Source organism: Paramylibacter kogurei (assembly GCF_002742285.1).
In the GTDB taxonomy this organism is placed as follows: Bacteria; Pseudomonadota; Alphaproteobacteria; order Rhodobacterales; family Rhodobacteraceae; genus Amylibacter; species Amylibacter kogurei.
The window spans coordinates 202497-221612 of record NZ_MDGM01000012.1; the positions used below are offsets into that span (position 1 = coordinate 202497).

Below are 19116 nucleotides of genomic sequence, written 5' to 3' on the forward strand. Positions count from 1 at the left end.
GTCGCAATCCTTTTTGGTGGAAACTTGCGCAGATTGAACAGCGGGTCAAGCATGGACTTGGCGCATCAATTGCGGTTTAAATCCCCCACGGACAAAGGAAACACCATGACACCACATTTTTGGCTTCGTGCAGAAGATCACAATAACGAACATCGTAGCCCAATTACCCCAACAGAGGCATCCGCATTAATGCAGGCGGGCGCAAAACTTACGGTGGAACGCAGCGATGATCGCGCACATCACGATGCCGATTTCGCCGCACTTGGCTGTGACATGGTGGAACGTGGCACGTGGATGGATGCGCCACGCGATACGGTTATCTTGGGGTTAAAGGAATTGCCAATTTTGGATTTTCCGCTGATCCATCGCCATATCCAATTCGCCCATGTTTTTAAGGGGCAGGATGCCGCCCCACAAAACCTAGATCGGTTTAAACGTGGTGGTGGAACGCTGTATGATTTGGAATTTCTGGTTGATGACACGGGGCGCCGCGTGGCGGCATTTGGATATTGGGCCGGGTTTGCAGGTGCTGCCATTGGCTTGATGGCGTGGATTGCACAACAGCGCGGTGAAACGCTGGGCGCTGTGCCGAGCTATCCAAATCAGGCGGCCCTTGTTGATGAATTGAAAGAGGCACTTGGCGCGGTTGATACGCGCCCCAATGCGATTGTGATCGGCGCACTTGGGCGTGTTGGCACGGGGGCGGGTGATTTGTTTTCGGCGCTGAATTTGGATGTCACAAAATGGGACATGGATGAGACCGCAAGCGGGGGACCATTTCCCGAAATTGCACAGCATAACATTTTCCTTAATTGTATATTGGCATCCCCCAAAACACCGCTGTTTTTTGGCGCGGATGACGTTGCCAAATCACGAAGCCTGAGCGTGATTGCCGATATCGCCTGTGATCCAAACAGCCCTTATAACCCGATCCCAATTTATGGCGATAACACGCGTTTTGATGCGCCCATCATTCGCGTGGCGGATACCCCCGTGTTGGATGTGATGGCGATTGATAATCTGCCATCCATGTTACCATTGGAAAGCAGTGCGGATTACGCAGCACAACTCTTGCCTATTTTATTGGACTTTAGCGAAGACAAACTTGGCACATGGGCACGTGCCAAATCCGTATTCGATGAAAAAATCGCCGCGCTTTAGGTCAATAACGCCGCGTGATGTTTAATGTGATCTTGCATAAAGCTTTGTACAAAATAGTAGCTGTGATCATACCCGTCTTGCATGCGGTATTCACCCGCTTGGCCGCGCGCGGCCATGGCATCGTTCAGGGATTGTGGTTTCAACAAATCCAGAAAATTGTCGCCCAAACCTTGGTCGATCAAAATGGGCGAATGAAACCCGTGTTCACGCATCAAAATGCTGGCATCATGGGCAACCCAAGTGGTTTCATCATCGCCCAAATATGCGCTAAACTGTTTGCGTCCCCAATCGGATGCGGTTGGGTTGGCGATGGGTGCAAAGGCTGACAATGATTGATAACGATCGGGCAGGGTCATCGCGATGGTTAATGCACCATGCCCCCCCATCGAATGCCCCGTGATCCCGTTTGCATCTGCGCGGACATTAAATTCTGTGGCAACCAAGGTTGGTAATTCATCCGTTACATAATCCCACATCTGGAAATGTGGCGCCCAAGGTTTTTGCGTGGCATTCACATAAAAACCAGCGCCCTGACCCAAATCATAATCATCATGATTTGCAATATCGTCCCCGCGTGGGGATGTGTCGGGAAATACAAGTGCCAGCCCATGTTCTGCGGCGAAACCTTGCGCGAACGCTTTGATCATGGCGTTTTCGTGGGTGCAGGTCAGCCCAGATAAATACCACAAAACGGGCACAGGGTTTTGCGCCGCCTGTGGGGGCATGAACACCGCAAATGTCATATCGCATTGCGTAGCGCTTGAAGCGTGTTTGTAAACGCCCTGAACACCGCCAAAACATTTGTTTTCCGAAATGATTTCCATGATTTGTTAGCTTTCTACATTGCCAATAAAAATATATCCCGCGCCATAAATCGTTTTGATGATTTGTGGGTTTTGCGGATCATCGCGCAGCTTGGTGCGCAATCGCGATACGCGCACGTCAATTGCACGGTCAAAATTTTCACCCGCCGTTTGATCCAATGCGGTGAATATCTGATCGCGGGTAATCAAACGATTTGGTGCATCCAAAAAGATGCGTAAAACCTTGCTTTCTGCGTGGGATAAATCCTGCGTTTTGCCATTTTCATCTGTCAGCCGATATTGTTCAAAATCCGCGGTCCAGCCAGAAAAACGCACGACTTGTGATGCGGTTTCAACGGTTTTTTGCGTGTTGCGGCGCAACAGGGCGCGCACGCGGGCCACAACTTCTGCGGTTTCAAAGGGTTTGGTGATATAATCATCTGCACCCAATTCCAGCCCGATAATTTTATCCTGCACCAAATTGCGCCCTGATATGATGATCACCGCCGCACCACTTTCCAATGCCAAACGATTGACCAAGGCCAAGCCGTCCTTATCTGGCAGGCCCAAATCCACCAAGCATACATCGGGGGATAATGTGCGAATTGCGCGTTCAAAATCACCAGATCGACCAAAGCTTTTGGTATCATACCCCGCATCTTGGAGCGCGGTGGATAACATTTCACGAATTTCGGGGCTGTCGTCCAGAATTGTGATCAAGGATTTTTGCGGGGTCATTTTGAAATACTTTGGAACATGTGTTGCAGTTCTTCTTGGCTAAACGGTTTCCCAAGCAAAGGGAATGTTGCGCGTGCCTTTTGTCGAATTTTATCGCTTTGCGGTAATCCTGTGACAATCAAAACGGGGGTGTCTTGATCAGAATCGCGCATATGCTGTGCCAAATCAAAACCAGTCATATCCCCGGCCAGCATTAAATCGGTCACAACATGGGTCAGGTTTGGAATTTTAAGTAATCCCATTGCTTCTTCGCCACTTTTGGCTTCGATCACCGAATGACCCATTTCGCGCAGATATCCCCGCACGGTTTGGCGAATTTCATCGGTGTCTTCTACCAATAAAACTAGCCCATCTGGCACGATTTCCGCTTCGCGATAAGGGATTTGGATTTTGACAAATCCTCCCTGATCGTGATTGCCAATGCGGGCATGGCCATCGCTTACTTTGGCGTAATCAAACACGGTGGATAATCCCAAACCGCGCCCAGCATTGTTTTTCTTGGTGGTGTAAAACGGTGCAAAAGCATTGGATAATGCATCATCGCTGAAACCTGGACCTGTGTCAGAAACGCTAAACTCCAACCAATTTTCATGCACATATTGTATCGTGACACGAATAAGTCCGTTGCCGTTCATCGCCTCTGATGCGTTTAAAACCAAATTCAACAGCGCATCTTGGGTAAAACCCTGATCCAGCAATATCGTTTTATCGCCCAATAAATTCACAATTTCCAAGGTGACATCTGTGGGGATCGCGGCATGTGCCAATTGTGAAAAACTTTTGATAAAATCGGGAAGTTTCACCGCCCCAAGCCGCAGATTGCGCCGCGCAGAAATATTGGACAACCCTTCCAATAACGCCCCACCGCGTAGTGCCGCAGATTTTGTCGTTTCCACAATTTCACTAATATTTTTGGGCAGTGAATCCATTGCTTCTAATTTGTTTTGCTGACCCAAAATAATTGTAAGCAAATTGGCAAAATCATGTGCTAGACCGCTGGTTAATTGCGCCGCCAATTCGCGCCGGCGCGCATGGGTCAATGCCTCGCGGGCTTGGGATTCTGCGGTGATATCCATCGACAAAAGATATACACCGTCCACCTCGCCATCGGGATTGATATCAGGTGTGAATGCCACACGCACCTTGCGGTTATCCGCAGGCAGTGCGAATTCAAAAACGCTGGGCACACCATTTAATGCATCATTAAAATAAGGGAGGATATGGGCATATGCCTCTGATCCAAGAGCCTGTTCAAAATGCATACCAACAATATCGTCTGGGCGGTTTGGTACAACCGTGCCCAATTTGCGATTGGTATAGGTATAATACCCATTTATATCCACATGCGCCAAATGTGCGGGCATCATTTGCGCGGTCATTTGGGTGCGCGCCTCTGATTCCGTTAATTCGCGCTTTGCTTCTTCTAATGCGGTGATGCTGGCTTGTAATGCGCGGTTGGTGTGTTCCAATTCTTGGCTGCGTTCGATGAGCTTTGCGGTGAGTTCATCAGAGCGCCCGCGCAACATGTCTTCTTGGCGATGAATTTCGGTGATGTCGGTGTAAACCGTTACCCACCCACCTTGGCGAAGCGGGCTGCCTTCGACGGAAATATGCATACCATTGTCGCGCACACGTTCAACATAGTGGGGTTGAAAATCCCGTGCCTGTTCCACGCGTTCGCGCACAAATTCTTCGACATCATCCACCACGCCGTAATCGCCGCTGGTTGCCAGATAGCGAATGGTATCAGCAAAATCCGCACCCCGTTCCAACAGGTTTTGTGGCAGGCCGAACATATCCTTGAACCGTTGATTGCACACAACCAGACGCAAATCGCCATCATAAATCGAAATTGCTTGTTTGATCAGGTTTAACCCTGATTGGGTCATTTCGCTGATATCTTGCCTGCTGCGTTTCATGGCATATCGGTATCATTGGGCGACACAGAATGACCAGTGATTTTGCAAAAAATTTGCGTTGATACAATTCGTTACATTTGCGAAAAATTTTTGCAAAACTGAAATGTCAGCGTAACCTTGAGGAATAGCACAGGGATTCGGCCCCTGTGCACGTCTGACAAGACGCTGGGAGGAAATATGTCCGAGACTATGGGTGATCCACAATTGGATACCGTGCCTAAATTATTGGCGCGAAACGCAAAAATGTACGGGGATTCCCCAGCATATCGCGAAAAAGAATTTGGAATCTGGCAAAGCTGGACTTGGGCGCAAACCGCAAAAGAGGTGCACGCGCTCGCACTTGGGTTTTTAACCCTTGGTATTAAACAAGGCGATCACATCGCCATTGTCGGGCGCAATCGTCCGCATTTTTATTGGTCAATGTTGGCGGCGCAATCGGTGGGCGCAATACCTGTCCCATTGTACAAAGACGCGGTTGCTGATGAAATGGCATTTGTTTTGGATCACTGTTCTGCGCGTCTTGTCGTGGCAGAGGATCAGGAACAAGTCGATAAAATGATCGATGTCAAAGATCAGTTGCCCAATCTGGCCAATATCATTTTTTTGGATCCGCGTGGCATGCGTAAATATGATCGCGAAGCGTTGTTCGATTTCACGGATGTTCAGGCCAAAGGTTTGGCAAAGGCCGCTGAATTGCAGGGCGAATTGGATGCACGATTGGCTGCGCCAAATTACGATGATACCTGTGTGATGCTCTATACATCGGGTACAACAGGGCGCCCCAAAGGTGTGGTTTTATCCAATCGCAACATTATTGAAACAGGTAAAAATACATCTGAATTTGACAGCCTGAAACACACTGATTCCGTGTTGGCCTATCTGCCGATGGCGTGGGTTGGTGATTTTATCTTTTCGATTTCACAGGCTTACTGGTCTGGGTTTTGCGTCGCGTGCCCCGAAAGCGAAAGCACGATGCAGGATGACCTACGCGAATTGGGCCCAACATATTTCTTTGCGCCACCTCGCTATTTCGAAGGCGTGCTAACATCTGTGCAAATCCGCATGGAAGATGCCGGCAAATTTAAACAACGGTTGTTTAAATGGGGCATGAATGTCGCCAAAGAAGTGGGGCCAAACCTGTTGGATGGGAAATCCGTTGGGCTTGGTGATCGCATCAAATACCAAATGGCAAAATTGTTTGTGACAGGCCCGCTGAAAAACACGCTTGGTCTGTCATGTGTGCGTCTTGGCTACACCGCGGGCGAGGCAATCGGGCCTGAGATTTTCGATTTCTACCGCTCGCTTGGCATAAACCTTAAACAGCTTTACGGCCAAACCGAAGCCTCTGTTTTCATCACCCAACAACCCGATGGACAGGTACGTGCCGATACGGTTGGCATCCCATCACCAGGTGTTGAATTGAAAATCGCTGAAAACGGCGAGGTATTTTACCGATCATCGGGCACATTTGTCCGATATCACAAAAACCCAGAAAGCACCGCAGACACCAAAGATGCCCAAGGTTGGGTTGCCACAGGTGATGCAGGTTTCATCGAAAAAGAATCTGGCCATTTGCGCATCATTGATCGCGCAAAGGATGTTGGAAAAATGAAAGACGGGTCAATGTTTGCCCCCAAATTCGTTGAAAACAAGCTCAAGTTTTTTGCCAATATTTTGGAATGTGTGGTGTTTGGGAACGGGCGCGAAATGTGCACTGCATTCATCAATATTGATCTCACGGCCGTTGGTAACTGGGCAGAGCGGAACAACATCGCCTATTCATCATACCAAGAATTGGCTGCACATCCCGAAGTGTACAAAATGATCCAATCCCATGTGGAAGAGGTGAACGCATCGGTTGCACAGGATGAAATGTTATCGGGTTGTCAAATTCATCGGTTCCTGATCTTGCACAAAGAACTGGATGCGGATGATGGCGAATTGACCCGCACGCAAAAGGTACGCCGCAACATTATCGCGGAAAAATACGACGATCTGTTGACCGCATTGTTCGACGGCAGCACCGAAATTTCCACCAAAACCGAAGTCACATACGAAGACGGTCGCAAAGGTTCCATTTCCGCGACGCTTGAAATTCGTGATGCTGCGGTTTTTGAACGCGCAAAGGTGGCGGCATGAACGCGATAGACAGCTATATCACCCCAGACGGGCGCACCATTGGTGCCCCTGTGATGGAAATGAAAAATATCACGCTGCGTTTTGGCGGCGTTGTTGCGATCAAGGATATTTCCTTTGATATCCGCGAAGGCGAAATTCGCGCGATCATCGGGCCAAATGGTGCGGGCAAATCATCCATGTTAAATGTGATGAACGGGTTTTATCACCCCCAAGAAGGCGAAGTCCATTTTCGCGGTGAAAAACGTGGCCCCATGCGCCCGCATCAAATTGCACATCAAGGTATCGCACGCACATTCCAAAACATCGCGTTGTTCAAGGGCATGTCGACCCTTGATAATATCATGACGGGGCGATTGACTCATATGAAAACGGGCATGTTTTCCCAAATCAAATGGTGGGGTGCGGCGCAACGCGAAGAAGTTGAAAATCGCGAACTGGTCGAAAAAATCATCGACTTTTTGGAAATTCAAACCATCCGCAAAACACCTGTTGGTCGCTTGCCTTATGGTTTGCAAAAACGTGTGGAATTGGGGCGTGCATTGGCGGCAGAACCAAAATTATTGCTGCTTGATGAGCCCATGGCGGGCATGAATGTCGAAGAAAAAGAAGACATGTCGCGCTTTATTCTGGATGTGAATGATGAATTTGGTACCACGATTGCCCTGATCGAACATGACATGGGCGTGGTGATGGATATCGCCGATCGTGTCGTGGTTATGGATTACGGTAAGAAAATTGGCGATGGCACCCCCGAAGAGGTGCGCACAAACCAAGACGTGATCGACGCCTATCTGGGGGTTGCACATGATTAATACTCCCCAACGCAATCCCAAGACGAGGGTAAATCAATGAGCGCTAATTTCTATTTCGGGGTCGAGGTTTTCCTAAACGGCCTGATGGCAGGGGTGATGTATTCCCTTGTTGCCCTTGGTTTTGTTTTGATTTTCAAGGCTTCTGGTATTTTCAACTATGCCCAAGGTGTGATGGCGCTGTTTGCAGCGTTGACACTGGTTGGGTTTCAAAATGGACAAATCCCGTTTGCCCATCTGATCAATGCGATTTTTGGCACGGATTTACACCATTTTGGCTGGCATATGCCTGCGTTTCTGGCGATCCTATGTGCGCTGGGCGTGATGATATTATTCGCCTTTATTGTGGAGCGATACATTCTCAAACATTTGGTGAACCAAGAACCGATTATCCTGTTCATGGCGACAATTGGTCTGGCCTATTTCATGGAAGGTCTGGGTGATCTGATGTGGGGTTCTGACATCAAGAAACTGGATGTCGGCATTCCGCAGGGCGGCAATATCTGGCTTGAGGAAAAAACAGCCTTTTTGGGCGGCGAAGATTTTTATGGTTTCTATCTGGATAACCTTGATATCTGGGCCACTGTTCTGGCGGCGATCCTTGTGACCAGCCTTGTTTTATTTAGCCAATACACCAAAACGGGTCGCGCATTGCGTGCGGTGGCCGATGACCATCAGGCGGCATTGTCGGTTGGTATATCGCTGCGCACAATCTGGGTGATTGTTTGGTCGATTGCAGGTTTTGTCGCACTGGTTGCGGGGATCATGTGGGGATCCAAATCAGGCGTGCAATTCTCCCTGTCCTTGATCGCGCTCAAGGCATTACCGGTTCTAATGCTGGGTGGGTTCACATCCATCCCGGGTGCGATCATCGGCGGGTTGATTATCGGCGTCGGTGAAAAGATGTTTGAATTTCTGATCGGTGCGCCATTCTTGGGCGGCGCGACAGAAAACTGGTTCGCCTATATGCTGGCATTACTGTTCCTTGTCTTCAGACCCCAAGGTCTGTTTGGCGAAAAAATTATCGAGAGGGTGTAATCATGATCTATCGCGAAGCAGGTGATTTCAAAACATCCTATGCCAAGGATCAACAAACATTCCCGATTGCGTTTGATCGCTGGGGTTATTTCATCACATTGGCGTTTGCCTTTTTGGTGGTGCCATTCATCATCAATGATTATTGGATTAACGCGGTTGTGCTTCCGTTCCTGATCTATGCTATTGCGGCGATTGGGTTGAATATCCTGACGGGATATTGCGGTCAGGTCAGCCTTGGATCGGGTGGGTTTATGGCCGTTGGGGCCTATGCCGCATATAAATTGATGACGGGGTTTCCTGATCTTAATATCGTCTTTGTGATATTCTTGTCGGGTGGTATTACCGCGCTGGTGGGTATGCTATTTGGCCTGCCATCCTTGCGCATCAAAGGGTTCTATTTGGCGGTGGCCACATTGGCCGCGCAATTTTTCCTAGTCTGGCTATTTAACAAGGTGCCGTGGTTTTATAACTATTCCGCATCGGGGCAAATTTCCGCACCAGAACGCTCGATATTTGGCTATGCCGTGACGGGTGCGAATGCATTACCTGCGGTCAGCTATCTGTTTTGCCTGTGCTTTGTTGTGATCCTTGCATGGGCGGCGCGTAACCTGACACGCGGTGCCAATGGGCGCAAATGGATGGCCATTCGCGATATGGATATTGCTGCGGAAATCATCGGGGTGAACCCGTTGAAAACCAAGCTGACAGCATTTGGCGTATCCAGCTTTTATATTGGGATTGCGGGGGCGATGTTATTTGCGGTTTACCTTGGCGCGGCCGAGGTTGGCGAAGCATTCGGAATTTCCAAATCATTCCTGATCTTGTTCATGGTGATTATCGGCGGGTTGGGTTCCATTTTTGGATCATTCGCCGGTGCGGCATTCATGGTATTGATGCCTGTATTGTTGAAAAACGTCATGGTGGGGCAACTTGGCTGGCCCACGGATTTGGCGGCACATTTTGAATTTGTAATCGTAGGTGGCTTGATCGTTCTGTTCTTGATCGTCGAACCACATGGTCTTGCGCAATTGTGGCGCTTGGCCAAGGAAAAACTACGTCTTTGGCCCTTCCCACATTAGGGCCAAATCATTTGCGCCTTGGCGCAGAACTTATGTCAACCTTAGGGAGGAAAACGACATGAAAATGACTAAACTGGCCGCCTTTGCAGCGACCGCAATGACAATGGCAAGCCCTGTGTTGGCGGATCTTGTGTTCCCGTCGCTCAGCTATCGCACAGGGCCATATGCGGCGGGTGGTATTCCATTTGCTGATGGCTATGCCGACTATTTCACAATGGTCAACGCACGCGATGGCGGTATTGGCGGTGTACCAATTAAAATGATCGAATGTGAAACGGGCTATAACACCGAAAAAGGTGTGGAATGTTATGAATCAACCAAGGGCGAAGGCGCGCTTGTTTATCAACCATTGTCCACAGGTATCACATATCAGTTGATCCCAAAGGTGACGGCAGACGGCATTCCATTGCACACAATGGGTTACGGTCGTACGTCCGCTGCCAATGGCAAGGTGTTTTCAAACGTGTTTAACTATCCAGCGAACTACTGGAATGGTGCGTCAAACGCGGTGAACCACATTTTGGATTTGAATGGTGGTGACATTAACGGCAAAACAATTGCACTTGTTTATCACAACTCTGCCTATGGTAAGGAACCAATCCGCACCTTGGAAGAATTGTCCAAAAAGCATGGGTTCAAGCTGAGCCTTCTTGCAGTGGATCACCCAGGCCAAGAGCAGAAATCACAATGGCTTCAAATTCGCCGCGAAAAGCCCGATTACGTGGTGATGTACGGTTGGGGTGTGATGAACCAAGTTGCCGTGCAAGAGGCGGCAAATATCCGTTTCCCAATGGAAAACTTCATCGGCATCTGGTGGTCAGGTGGTGAACATGACGTTCTGCCAGCGGGCGATGCGGCCAATGGTTACAAGGCATTAACATTCCACGGTGTTGGCAAAGACTATCCAGTTTTTGCAGACGTTCAAAAATACGTTGTGGAACCGGGTAATGCTGCGGGTGCAGGCGATCAAATCGGCACAGCAGTTTATAACCGCGGTTTCTATGCGGCGATGTTGGCGGTAGAGGCCGCAAAAACAGCCCAAGAAATCCATGGTGTAAAAGACATCACTCCGGCAATGATGCGTGACGGTATGGAAGCATTGGTCATTGACGAGGCGAAGATGACCGCCCTTGGCATGCCAAACTTTGGCCCGTCATTTAGCGTGTCTTGTGAAAACCACGGCGGCCCAGGTTTGGGTGGCGTGGCACAGTGGGATGCTGGCGCGAAGGAATGGAAATTGATTTCCGATTTCGCCCCATCTGACATGGAAGTGATTGGCGATTTGATCGTTGAAGACAGCATGGCATTCGCCGCTGAAAACAACATCGAAGAACGCTGTAAATAAGCAAATCAAAAACCAACGCCCTTGGCCCATGCGGCCAAGGGCACCGCTAAATAAAGGGTTTTGTGAACCATGCTAGACACAACAGAAAATTCAGAAACACTGCTTGAGGTGAACAATATCGAGGTGATTTATAATCACGTGATCCTTGTTCTCAAAGGTGTCAGCCTGTCCGTCCCAAAGGGTGGTATCACCGCATTATTGGGGGGCAATGGCGCAGGGAAAACCACAACGCTCAAGGCAATTTCAAACCTGCTGCATTCTGAACGCGGCGAAGTCACCAAAGGGTCGATCAAATATCGCGGCAATGCCGTTGCCGATTTGAACCCCGCTGCATTGGTAAAATCAGGTGTTATTCAGGTGATGGAAGGCCGTCATTGTTTCGAACACCTCACCGTCGAAGAAAACCTGATGACGGGTTCATATACACGCCGTGCCAGCCGCGCCGAATTGGCGCAAGATTTGGAAATGGTTTACGAATATTTCCCCCGCTTGCGCGAACGGCGCAAATCACAGGCGGGATATACTTCGGGTGGTGAACAACAAATGGTTGCTATTGGTCGCGCACTCATGTCGCGCCCTGAAACCGTTTTATTGGACGAACCATCTATGGGGCTCGCGCCGCAATTGGTCGAAGAAATTTTTGGCATCGTGAAAGACTTGAATGAAAAAGAAGGAGTTTCATTCCTGCTCGCAGAACAAAACACCAATGTCGCGCTGCGCTTTGCGCATTACGGTTACATTTTGGAATCTGGTCGTGTGGTGATGGATGGCCCCGCCGCCGAATTGCGCGAAAACCCAGATGTAAAAGAATTCTATCTTGGCATGTCGGACGAGGGGCGCAAATCCTTTCGTGATGTGCGTTCATATCGTCGTCGTAAAAGGTGGCTCAGCTAATGACAAAATATTACGATGCGCTTGAAACCCGTTCTGCGGATCAACGCGCAAATGATCTGGCAATCGCATTGCCTGCACAGATTGCGCGTGCGCAAACCACCGCGCAATCGGCGGGTTTGGCGGGGATTGACGGCGCGAAAATCACCAGTGCCGATGATCTGGTTGGCCTGCCAGTTTTGCGCAAATCCGCATTATCATCGGCGCAAAAGAAACATCCACCTTTGGGTGGTTATGGTGATGTGTCCGCTGCGCGTCATGTGTTTCAATCACCTGGTCCGATTTATGAAATTGGCAACACCAGCCCTGATTGGTGGCGGTTTGGGCGCTATATGCATGCGGCGGGATTAACCGCAGATGACATTGTGCAAAACACCTTTTCATATCATTTCACCCCTGCTGGAATGATGTTTGAAAATGGTGCCGCGGCGATTGGGGCAACAATTTTCCCAGCAGGAACAGGCCAAACCGAACAACAGGCACGCGTTGCCGCCGATATCGGTGTAACAGCATACGCAGGCACGCCCGATTTTTTGAAAATGATCTTGGAAAAGGGCGATGCGCTTGGCCTTGATCTGTCAAAGATCACCAAATCAATGGTAAGCGGCGGGCCGTTGTTTCCACAGCTTCGCCAATATTACATTGATCGCGGGATCAGCTGTTTGCAATGTTATGCAACCGCTGATTTGGGGCATATCGCTTATGAAACGGATGCGATGGATGGCATGATTGTGGACGAGGGCGTGATTGTTGAAATCGTCACCCCGGGCACAGGCATTCCTGTTGCACCTGGTGAAATTGGCGAGGTTGTCGTTACAACACTCAATCCCGATTATCCGCTCATTCGATTTGCCACGGGCGACATGTCGTCGATCATCACAGGTGTTTCACCATGTGGGCGCACCAATATGCGTATCGCTGGTTGGCAAGGGCGCGCCGATCAAGCGACCAAGGTTAAGGGCATGTTTGTACGCCCCGAACAGGTGGCCACCTTGATCGAACGCCACCCCGAAATCCACAAGGCACGTATCGAGGTTACGCATGATGGCAGCACCGACAATATGACGGTGCGTCTTGAAACCGACCACAGTGATGAAAAACATTTCGAAAACGCGGTGCGTGACGTATTAAAATTGCGTGCAGAAATCGAAATCGTTGCGAAAGATGCTTTGCCAAAAGATGGACTTGTCATTCAAGATAAACGCGACCTAACCTAGGGTTTCAAAACCAAGGACTGGTATGATTCACACCCGATTAACAAAATTGCTGGGCATCCAGCATCCTATTATATTGGCACCTATGGCGATGGCTGCGGGTGGCACATTGGCGGCCAGCGTTTCAAACGCGGGTGGTTTGGGTTTGATCGGGGGCGGTTATGGCGATGGCGATTGGTTGAAAACAGAATTGGCCAACGCAGGTGATGCGCCCATCGGGGTTGGGTTTATCACATGGGCGCTGGATGAAAATCCAATGGTGCTTGATATCGCATTGGCACATAAACCGCGCGCTGTGTTTTTATCCTTTGGCAATGTTGCACCCTATGTCGATAAAATTAAATCGACAGGTGCGGTGATGATCGCACAGGTGCAAACCATGGCCGATGCACGCGCCGCAATTGATGCAGGTGCAGATATAATTGTTGCCCAAGGCAGCGAAGGTGGCGGCCACGGCCAAACACGTGCCACCATGTCATTTGTGCCAGAGGTCGCGGATTATATCGCCGCCCATTCCCCGCAAACATTGCTATGTGCCGCAGGTGGAATCGCCGATGGGCGCGGGCTTGCGGCGGCATTGATGTTGGGTGCAGATGGCGTTGTGATCGGTTCACGCTTTTGGGCCAGCGGTGAATGTTTGGCACATCAAAATATGCAAAACGCGGCGATGGCGGCGGATGGCGATCAAACGTTGCGCACCACGGTGATTGATATTACGCGCAATAAAAACTGGCCTGCGCGATATAATATCCGCGTGATGAAAAACGAATTTTCCAATCAGTGGCACGGGGCCGAAGATGCGCTTCGCAAGGATCGTGCCGCAATTGATCAATGGAACGCGGCCCTTGCCGCAGGGAACCCCAAAATCGCCAACCCCATCGTGGGCGAGGCCGTGGGGATCATCAACGAAATACGCCCGACCAGCGAAATTATGAATGATATCATGGCGGGCGCTGAAACCTTATTGGCGGGAACGCCATTTACCCAGAATTAATCACTGTACGAAAGGTGACATCATGACAAAATCAGTTGTAATCGCGGGCGCTGCACGCACCCCCATCGGGGGATTTCAGGGCGATCTGTCCGATGTTGCATCACCCGATTTGGGCGCAGATGCAATCAAAGCGGCGTTAACAAATGCTGGCGCCTCTGCCGCTGATATCGACGAATTGCTAATGGGTTGTGTATTGCCAGCGGGTGTAGGCCAAGCGCCCGCACGCCAAGCGGGCATTTTTGCCGAACTGGGCGAAAACACACCCGCAACCACGGTTAACAAGGTTTGCGGATCGGGCATGAAAACCGTATCCATGGCCACCGATCAAATCAAAGCAGGCAGCAACGACATCGTTGTTGCAGGTGGCATGGAAAGTATGACACGCGCCCCGTATTTGGCACCCAACGCACGCGGTGGCGCACGCCTTGGTCACACCACCATGTTGGATCATATGTTCCTTGATGGTTTGGAAGATGCATATGACAAGGGTAAATTGATGGGGCATTTCGCCGAAATGTGTGCCCAGAAATACCAGTTCACCCGCGAAGCACAGGATGAATATGCCCTCAAATCATTGTCCAACGCGTTGGATGCGCAAAAATCCGGTGCTTTCGATGGCGAAATTTTCCCCGTCACCATTAAAACGCGCCGTGGCGAAACAACTGTTTCTGCTGATGAACAACCTGCAAAGGCACGCCCAGAAAAAATTCCACAACTGCGCCCTGCATTTGCAAAGGATGGCACGGTGACGGCGGCAAACGCTTCATCCATTTCAGATGGTGCCGCCGCAATGGTGATCGCCGCCGAAGATGTGGCCAAGGCCAAGGGTTTGAACATTCGCGCACGGATCGTGGGATCGGCGGGTCATGCACATGCACCCGAATGGTTCACAACCGCACCCGTGCCAGCGGCGCAAAAGCTATTGGAAAAACTCGGCTGGTCGGTTGATGATGTGGATCTGTGGGAGGTCAACGAAGCATTCGCCGTTGTGCCCATGGCGTTCATGCATGAATTGAACATCCCGCGCGAAAAAATCAACGTCAATGGCGGTGCTTGTGCGCTGGGTCATCCCATCGGTGCATCGGGTACGCGTATTATCGTGACCTTGCTGAACGCGCTTGAAAAACGCGACCTGAAACGCGGTATCGCCGCAATTTGTATCGGAGGCGGCGAAGGTTTGGCCATCGCCATTGAACGCGTATGATTATTGATAAAAATACCCCCGTTGTCGTCACTGGTGGCGCATCTGGTTTGGGCCATGCCTGTGCGGTGATGTTTGCCAATCTGGGCGCAAAGGTTGCGATTTTTGATCTCAACGATGAAATGGGCAATGCGGTTGCCGCTGAAATTGGTGGTATCTATGCGCATGTGGATGTGTCCGATCCGGCGTCTGTCGCGGACGGGTTCAAAACAGCACGTGCGGCACATGGCCAAGAACGCATCTTGATCAATTGCGCGGGCATCGCACCGGCGCGTAAAACCGTATCACGCGGTGCAGCGCACGATCCCGCATTGTTTGCCAAAACCATCGGTGTGAACCTGATCGGATCATTCAACACCGCCAGCCAAGCGGCAGAGGGCATGGCGGCAAGCGGTGCATTAAACGCCGATGGTGAACGCGGGGTTATCATCAACACCGCATCGGTTGCGGCATATGATGGGCAAATCGGGCAAATCGCCTATTCCGCATCCAAGGGTGGCATCGTTGGGATGACGTTGCCCATGGCGCGTGATCTGTCGGACAAAGGTGTGCGCGTCAACGCCATCGCACCGGGAATTTTTGGAACACCCATGGTCAAGGCATTCCCACAAGAGGTGCAAGATGCATTGGCCGCTGACATTCCATTTCCATCGCGCCTTGGCGCGCCCGAAGAATACGCATCACTTGCCCGCCATATGGTGGAAAATGCGATGCTTAATGCCGAAGTGATCCGCCTTGATGGTGCGATCCGTATGGCACCTAGATAACCCAAGGATCGATCATGGATTTTGGACTTTCAGAAGAACAACTAATGTTTTTTGACACGGCTTATGCCTTTGGTCAGGAACATATCGCCCCGTTCGCCTATGATTGGGAAGAGGCGGGCGCAATCCCGCGTAGCGTTTTGGAAGGTGCCGCAGAACTTGGCTTTGCCGCACTTTATGTGCCAGAGGATCAAGGCGGCACGGGGTTATCACGCCTTGATGCAACCCTGATTTTCGAAGCATTGAGCGCGGCCTGCCCATCGGTTGCAGCATTCCTGTCGATCCATAATATGTGCACCAATATGGTGGCAAAATATGGCGCCGATCAGGCCAAGGATGAATGGCTGCCTAAACTGATTTCCATGGAAAAAATCGCAGCTTACTGTTTAACCGAACCGGGGTCTGGTTCCGATGCGGCCGCACTTCGCACCAAAGCGGAAAAAACCGATGGGGGCTATGCGCTGACGGGAAACAAGGCATTTATTTCGGGTGGCGGTTTTGCCGATCTGTACGTTGTGATGTGTCGCACGGGCGAGGCAGGGCCAAAGGGTATTTCAACCGCACTGGTTTCCGATGGTGCCAACGGTTTATCGTTTGGCGCGCTTGAAAAAAAGATGGGCTGGAAAGCACAGCCAACCGCACAGGTACAAATGGATAATTGCGAAATCCCTGCGCATAATTTGCTGGGTGAAGAAGGCAAAGGTTTCAAATACGCAATGGAGGGCCTTGATGGTGGGCGCCTAAACATTGCGGCCTGTGCATTGGGGGCGGCGCAATCCGCACTTGATATGGCGCTTGCCTATGTGGGCGAGCGCAAGGCATTTGGCAAAACGCTTGATCAATTCCAAGCATTGCAATTCAAATTGGCCGAAATGGAAATCGAGCTTCAGGCCGCGCGGGTGTTTTTGCGCCAAGCAGCGTGGAAATTGGACACCGCCCAACCGGACGCCACAAAACATTGCGCCATGGCCAAGAAATTCGTGACAGAGGCTGCAAGCCGCGTTGCTAATGAGGCGTTACAATTGCACGGCGGTTATGGATATTTGCAAGATTACAAAGTCGAAAAAATCGTGCGTGATCTGCGTGTGCACCAAATCCTAGAGGGCACATCAGAGGTGATGAATTTAATCACCGCACGCACATTGCTGGCAGAACGAGGCAATTAAATGGATGACGAAATCCTGATCCGCCAAAACGGGCATATCGGCCATATCACGTTAAACCGCCCAAGGGCGTTGAATGCATTAACCCAAGGCATGGTCGATGCAATGGAACCCGCACTTGTCGCTTGGGCCACGGATGATACGATCAAGGCGGTGGTGATTGATGCGACAGGGGACAAGGCATTTTGCGCAGGCGGTGATGTAACCCAGCTTTATCACGAAAGCCTTGCTGGTAATATCGCTTTTGGTCATAAATTTTGGCGCGATGAGTATCGTGTGAATGCGATGATCGCCGCATTTCCAAAACCCTATGTTGCATTGATGGACGGCATTGTGATGGGCGGGGGCGTTGGTGTGTCCGCGCACGGATCACATCGCATTGTCACCGATCGCACCATGTTTGCCATGCCCGAATGCGCAATCGGTTTGATCCCAGATGTTGGGGGCACATATTTGCTGGCAAATGCGCCAGGATCATTGGGTGAATATCTGGGCATCACAGGTGCACGTATGAACGGCGCTGATTGCATTTATGCGGGGCAGGCCGATTTTTATGTGCCACATGAACAATTGCCCGCGTTGCTGGATGAACTGGTGAAAACGGGTGATGTGGGCGTGATTGCAAATTTTGTCCAAACCCCACCAAACAGCACACTTGCCGATCAGCAATCCACAATTGATGCGGTGTTTGGTTTGCCCGATATGGCGCAAATCAATGCGGCCCTTGATGGTGATGACACCGAATGGGGTGCGAAAACACGCAAACAAATATCCCACGGCGCACCATTGTCGGCGGTAATGTCACTGGAATTAATCCGTGCTGCACGTGGTGGCGATATCAAAATGGCGCTTCGCAATGAATATCGATTTGTGTCACGTTGTGCCGAGCAAAGCGATTTTATTGAGGGCGTGCGTGCCATGTTGATCGACAAAGATCGCAATCCAAATTGGCGTTACAAATCCATCGCCGATATTCCCCAATCATTGATTGACGAATTGATGCAACCCGCGCCAGATGGCGACTTGAACCTATAAGGAATCCCCCCGATGCCAAATTCTATCAAAGTAACCCAAACCGGCGGCGTTGTTCTGGTTGAACTGAACCGTCCAAAGGCACTCAATGCCTTGAACCAAGAAATCATGGAAGAGATCGTTGAAACGCTCGTCCCGCTTGATCGTGATCCATCCGTTGGCTGTTTTGTTTTAACAGGCAATGAAAAGGCATTCGCCGCAGGGGCGGATATCAAGGAAATGGGCAGCAAAACATATATGGATGTTTTCACCAATGATCTGTTTGCAGATTGGGATAAATTTGGCGCAATGCGCACACCAAAAATCGCCGCTGTTGCGGGTTATGCGCTGGGCGGTGGCTGTGAATTGGCGATGATGTGCGATATGATTTTCGCCGCTGAATCCGCGCAGTTTGGACAACCTGAAATCAAGCTGGGCGTGATGCCGGGCATGGGTGGGTCGCAACGCCTGACCAAACTTGTGGGCAAAAGCAAAGCCATGGATATGATCCTGACAGGCCGCATGATGGACGCAGCAGAGGCCGAACGTTCAGGTCTGGCCGCACGTGTGATTGCCAATGATGAACTGATGGCCGAAACCATGAAGGCCGCGGAAACAATCGCATCCTTTGGTAAGCCAAGTGTGATGATGGCACGCGAAACCGTGGAACGTGCATTGGAATCCAGCCTGCGCGAAGGTTTGATGTTTGAACGCCGCGTATTCCAATCCATGTTCGCCACCGAAGATCAAAAAGAAGGCATGGCGGCATTCGCAGAGAAACGAAAAGCCGAATTCAAAGGCAAATAAGCACGATCATTACCAACAGAATCCTTGATTTGCGTGCCTG

17 protein-coding genes are annotated in these 19116 nt (G+C 50.4%); 14 read left to right on the top strand and 3 right to left on the bottom strand.

Translation table 11 applies throughout. The annotated features are described in order from the left end of the window. Window positions 1-105: 105 nt before the first annotated feature. Window positions 106-1161 (top strand): saccharopine dehydrogenase, encoded by a 1056-nt coding sequence (locus tag BFP76_RS06440; protein ID WP_099593938.1) that lies wholly within the window; start codon window positions 106-108, stop codon window positions 1159-1161. Here BFP76_RS06440 and fghA read toward each other — a convergent pair. Genes fghA through BFP76_RS06455 form a run of 3 tightly spaced genes read right to left on the bottom strand, consistent with a single transcriptional unit; the run spans window position 1158 to window position 4621 of the window. Continuing rightward, complete coding sequence (fghA, locus tag BFP76_RS06445; RefSeq protein WP_099592353.1) at window positions 1158-1985, bottom strand: S-formylglutathione hydrolase; 828 nt, start codon at window positions 1983-1985, stop codon at window positions 1158-1160. The genes BFP76_RS06440 and fghA overlap by 4 nt on opposite strands. A 6-nt stretch (window positions 1986-1991) precedes the next feature. Beyond that, window positions 1992-2702: a response regulator transcription factor gene (locus BFP76_RS06450; protein WP_099592354.1), complete on the bottom strand. Its 711-nt coding sequence runs from the start codon at window positions 2700-2702 to the stop codon at window positions 1992-1994. Continuing rightward, complete coding sequence (locus BFP76_RS06455; protein WP_099592355.1) at window positions 2699-4621, bottom strand: PAS-domain containing protein; 1923 nt, start codon at window positions 4619-4621, stop codon at window positions 2699-2701. Before BFP76_RS06455 ends, BFP76_RS06450 begins: the two co-directional genes overlap by 4 nt. Window positions 4622-4798: 177 nt before the next feature. On the opposite strand from BFP76_RS06455, the gene BFP76_RS06460 reads away from it, so the two are divergent. The 13 genes from BFP76_RS06460 (at window position 4799) to BFP76_RS06520 (ending at window position 19076) form a co-directional block, all read left to right on the top strand. Continuing rightward, a complete protein-coding gene (locus tag BFP76_RS06460; protein ID WP_205661385.1) occupies window positions 4799-6760 on the top strand; it encodes an AMP-binding protein in 1962 nt (653 codons plus the stop codon). Further along, complete coding sequence (locus tag BFP76_RS06465) at window positions 6757-7572, top strand: ABC transporter ATP-binding protein (protein WP_099592357.1); 816 nt, start codon at window positions 6757-6759, stop codon at window positions 7570-7572. The genes BFP76_RS06460 and BFP76_RS06465 overlap by 4 nt, the downstream gene beginning before the upstream one ends. Before the next feature lie 36 nt (window positions 7573-7608). Next, entirely contained in the window at window positions 7609-8607 is a 999-nt protein-coding gene (locus tag BFP76_RS06470; RefSeq protein ID WP_099592358.1) for a branched-chain amino acid ABC transporter permease, read from the top strand. A gap of 2 nt (window positions 8608-8609) precedes the next feature. Further along, complete coding sequence (locus BFP76_RS06475) at window positions 8610-9686, top strand: branched-chain amino acid ABC transporter permease (RefSeq protein ID WP_099592359.1); 1077 nt, start codon at window positions 8610-8612, stop codon at window positions 9684-9686. 58 nt (window positions 9687-9744) lie between these two features. Continuing rightward, window positions 9745-11031 (top strand): ABC transporter substrate-binding protein, encoded by a 1287-nt coding sequence (locus BFP76_RS06480; RefSeq protein ID WP_099592360.1) that lies wholly within the window; start codon window positions 9745-9747, stop codon window positions 11029-11031. Window positions 11032-11100: 69 nt separating this feature from the next. Continuing rightward, entirely contained in the window at window positions 11101-11925 is an 825-nt protein-coding gene (locus tag BFP76_RS06485) for an ABC transporter ATP-binding protein (RefSeq protein ID WP_099592361.1), read from the top strand. Further along, window positions 11925-13139, top strand: a complete 1215-nt coding sequence (locus BFP76_RS06490; RefSeq protein ID WP_099592362.1) for a phenylacetate--CoA ligase family protein — start codon at window positions 11925-11927, stop codon at window positions 13137-13139. The genes BFP76_RS06485 and BFP76_RS06490 overlap by 1 nt, the downstream gene beginning before the upstream one ends. Before the next feature lie 22 nt (window positions 13140-13161). After that, window positions 13162-14130 (top strand): NAD(P)H-dependent flavin oxidoreductase, encoded by a 969-nt coding sequence (locus BFP76_RS06495; RefSeq protein WP_099592363.1) that lies wholly within the window; start codon window positions 13162-13164, stop codon window positions 14128-14130. 22 nt (window positions 14131-14152) lie between these two features. After that, complete coding sequence (locus BFP76_RS06500) at window positions 14153-15334, top strand: thiolase family protein (protein WP_099592364.1); 1182 nt, start codon at window positions 14153-14155, stop codon at window positions 15332-15334. Then, on the top strand, window positions 15331-16098 hold the full coding sequence (locus tag BFP76_RS06505) for an SDR family NAD(P)-dependent oxidoreductase (RefSeq protein WP_099592365.1): 768 nt from the start codon (window positions 15331-15333) through the stop codon (window positions 16096-16098). Before BFP76_RS06500 ends, BFP76_RS06505 begins: the two co-directional genes overlap by 4 nt. Before the next feature lie 14 nt (window positions 16099-16112). Next, window positions 16113-17261, top strand: coding sequence for an acyl-CoA dehydrogenase family protein (locus BFP76_RS06510; RefSeq protein ID WP_099592366.1), 1149 nt, complete (start codon window positions 16113-16115; stop codon window positions 17259-17261). Further along, on the top strand, window positions 17262-18293 hold the full coding sequence (locus tag BFP76_RS06515; protein WP_099592367.1) for an enoyl-CoA hydratase/isomerase family protein: 1032 nt from the start codon (window positions 17262-17264) through the stop codon (window positions 18291-18293). It abuts the gene before it with no gap. A 12-nt stretch (window positions 18294-18305) separates the two neighbouring features. Next, the gene (locus BFP76_RS06520) at window positions 18306-19076 is read left to right on the top strand and encodes an enoyl-CoA hydratase (protein WP_099592368.1); all 771 of its coding nucleotides are present in this window, start codon (window positions 18306-18308) and stop codon (window positions 19074-19076) included. The last annotated feature ends 40 nt before the right edge of the window (window positions 19077-19116 follow it).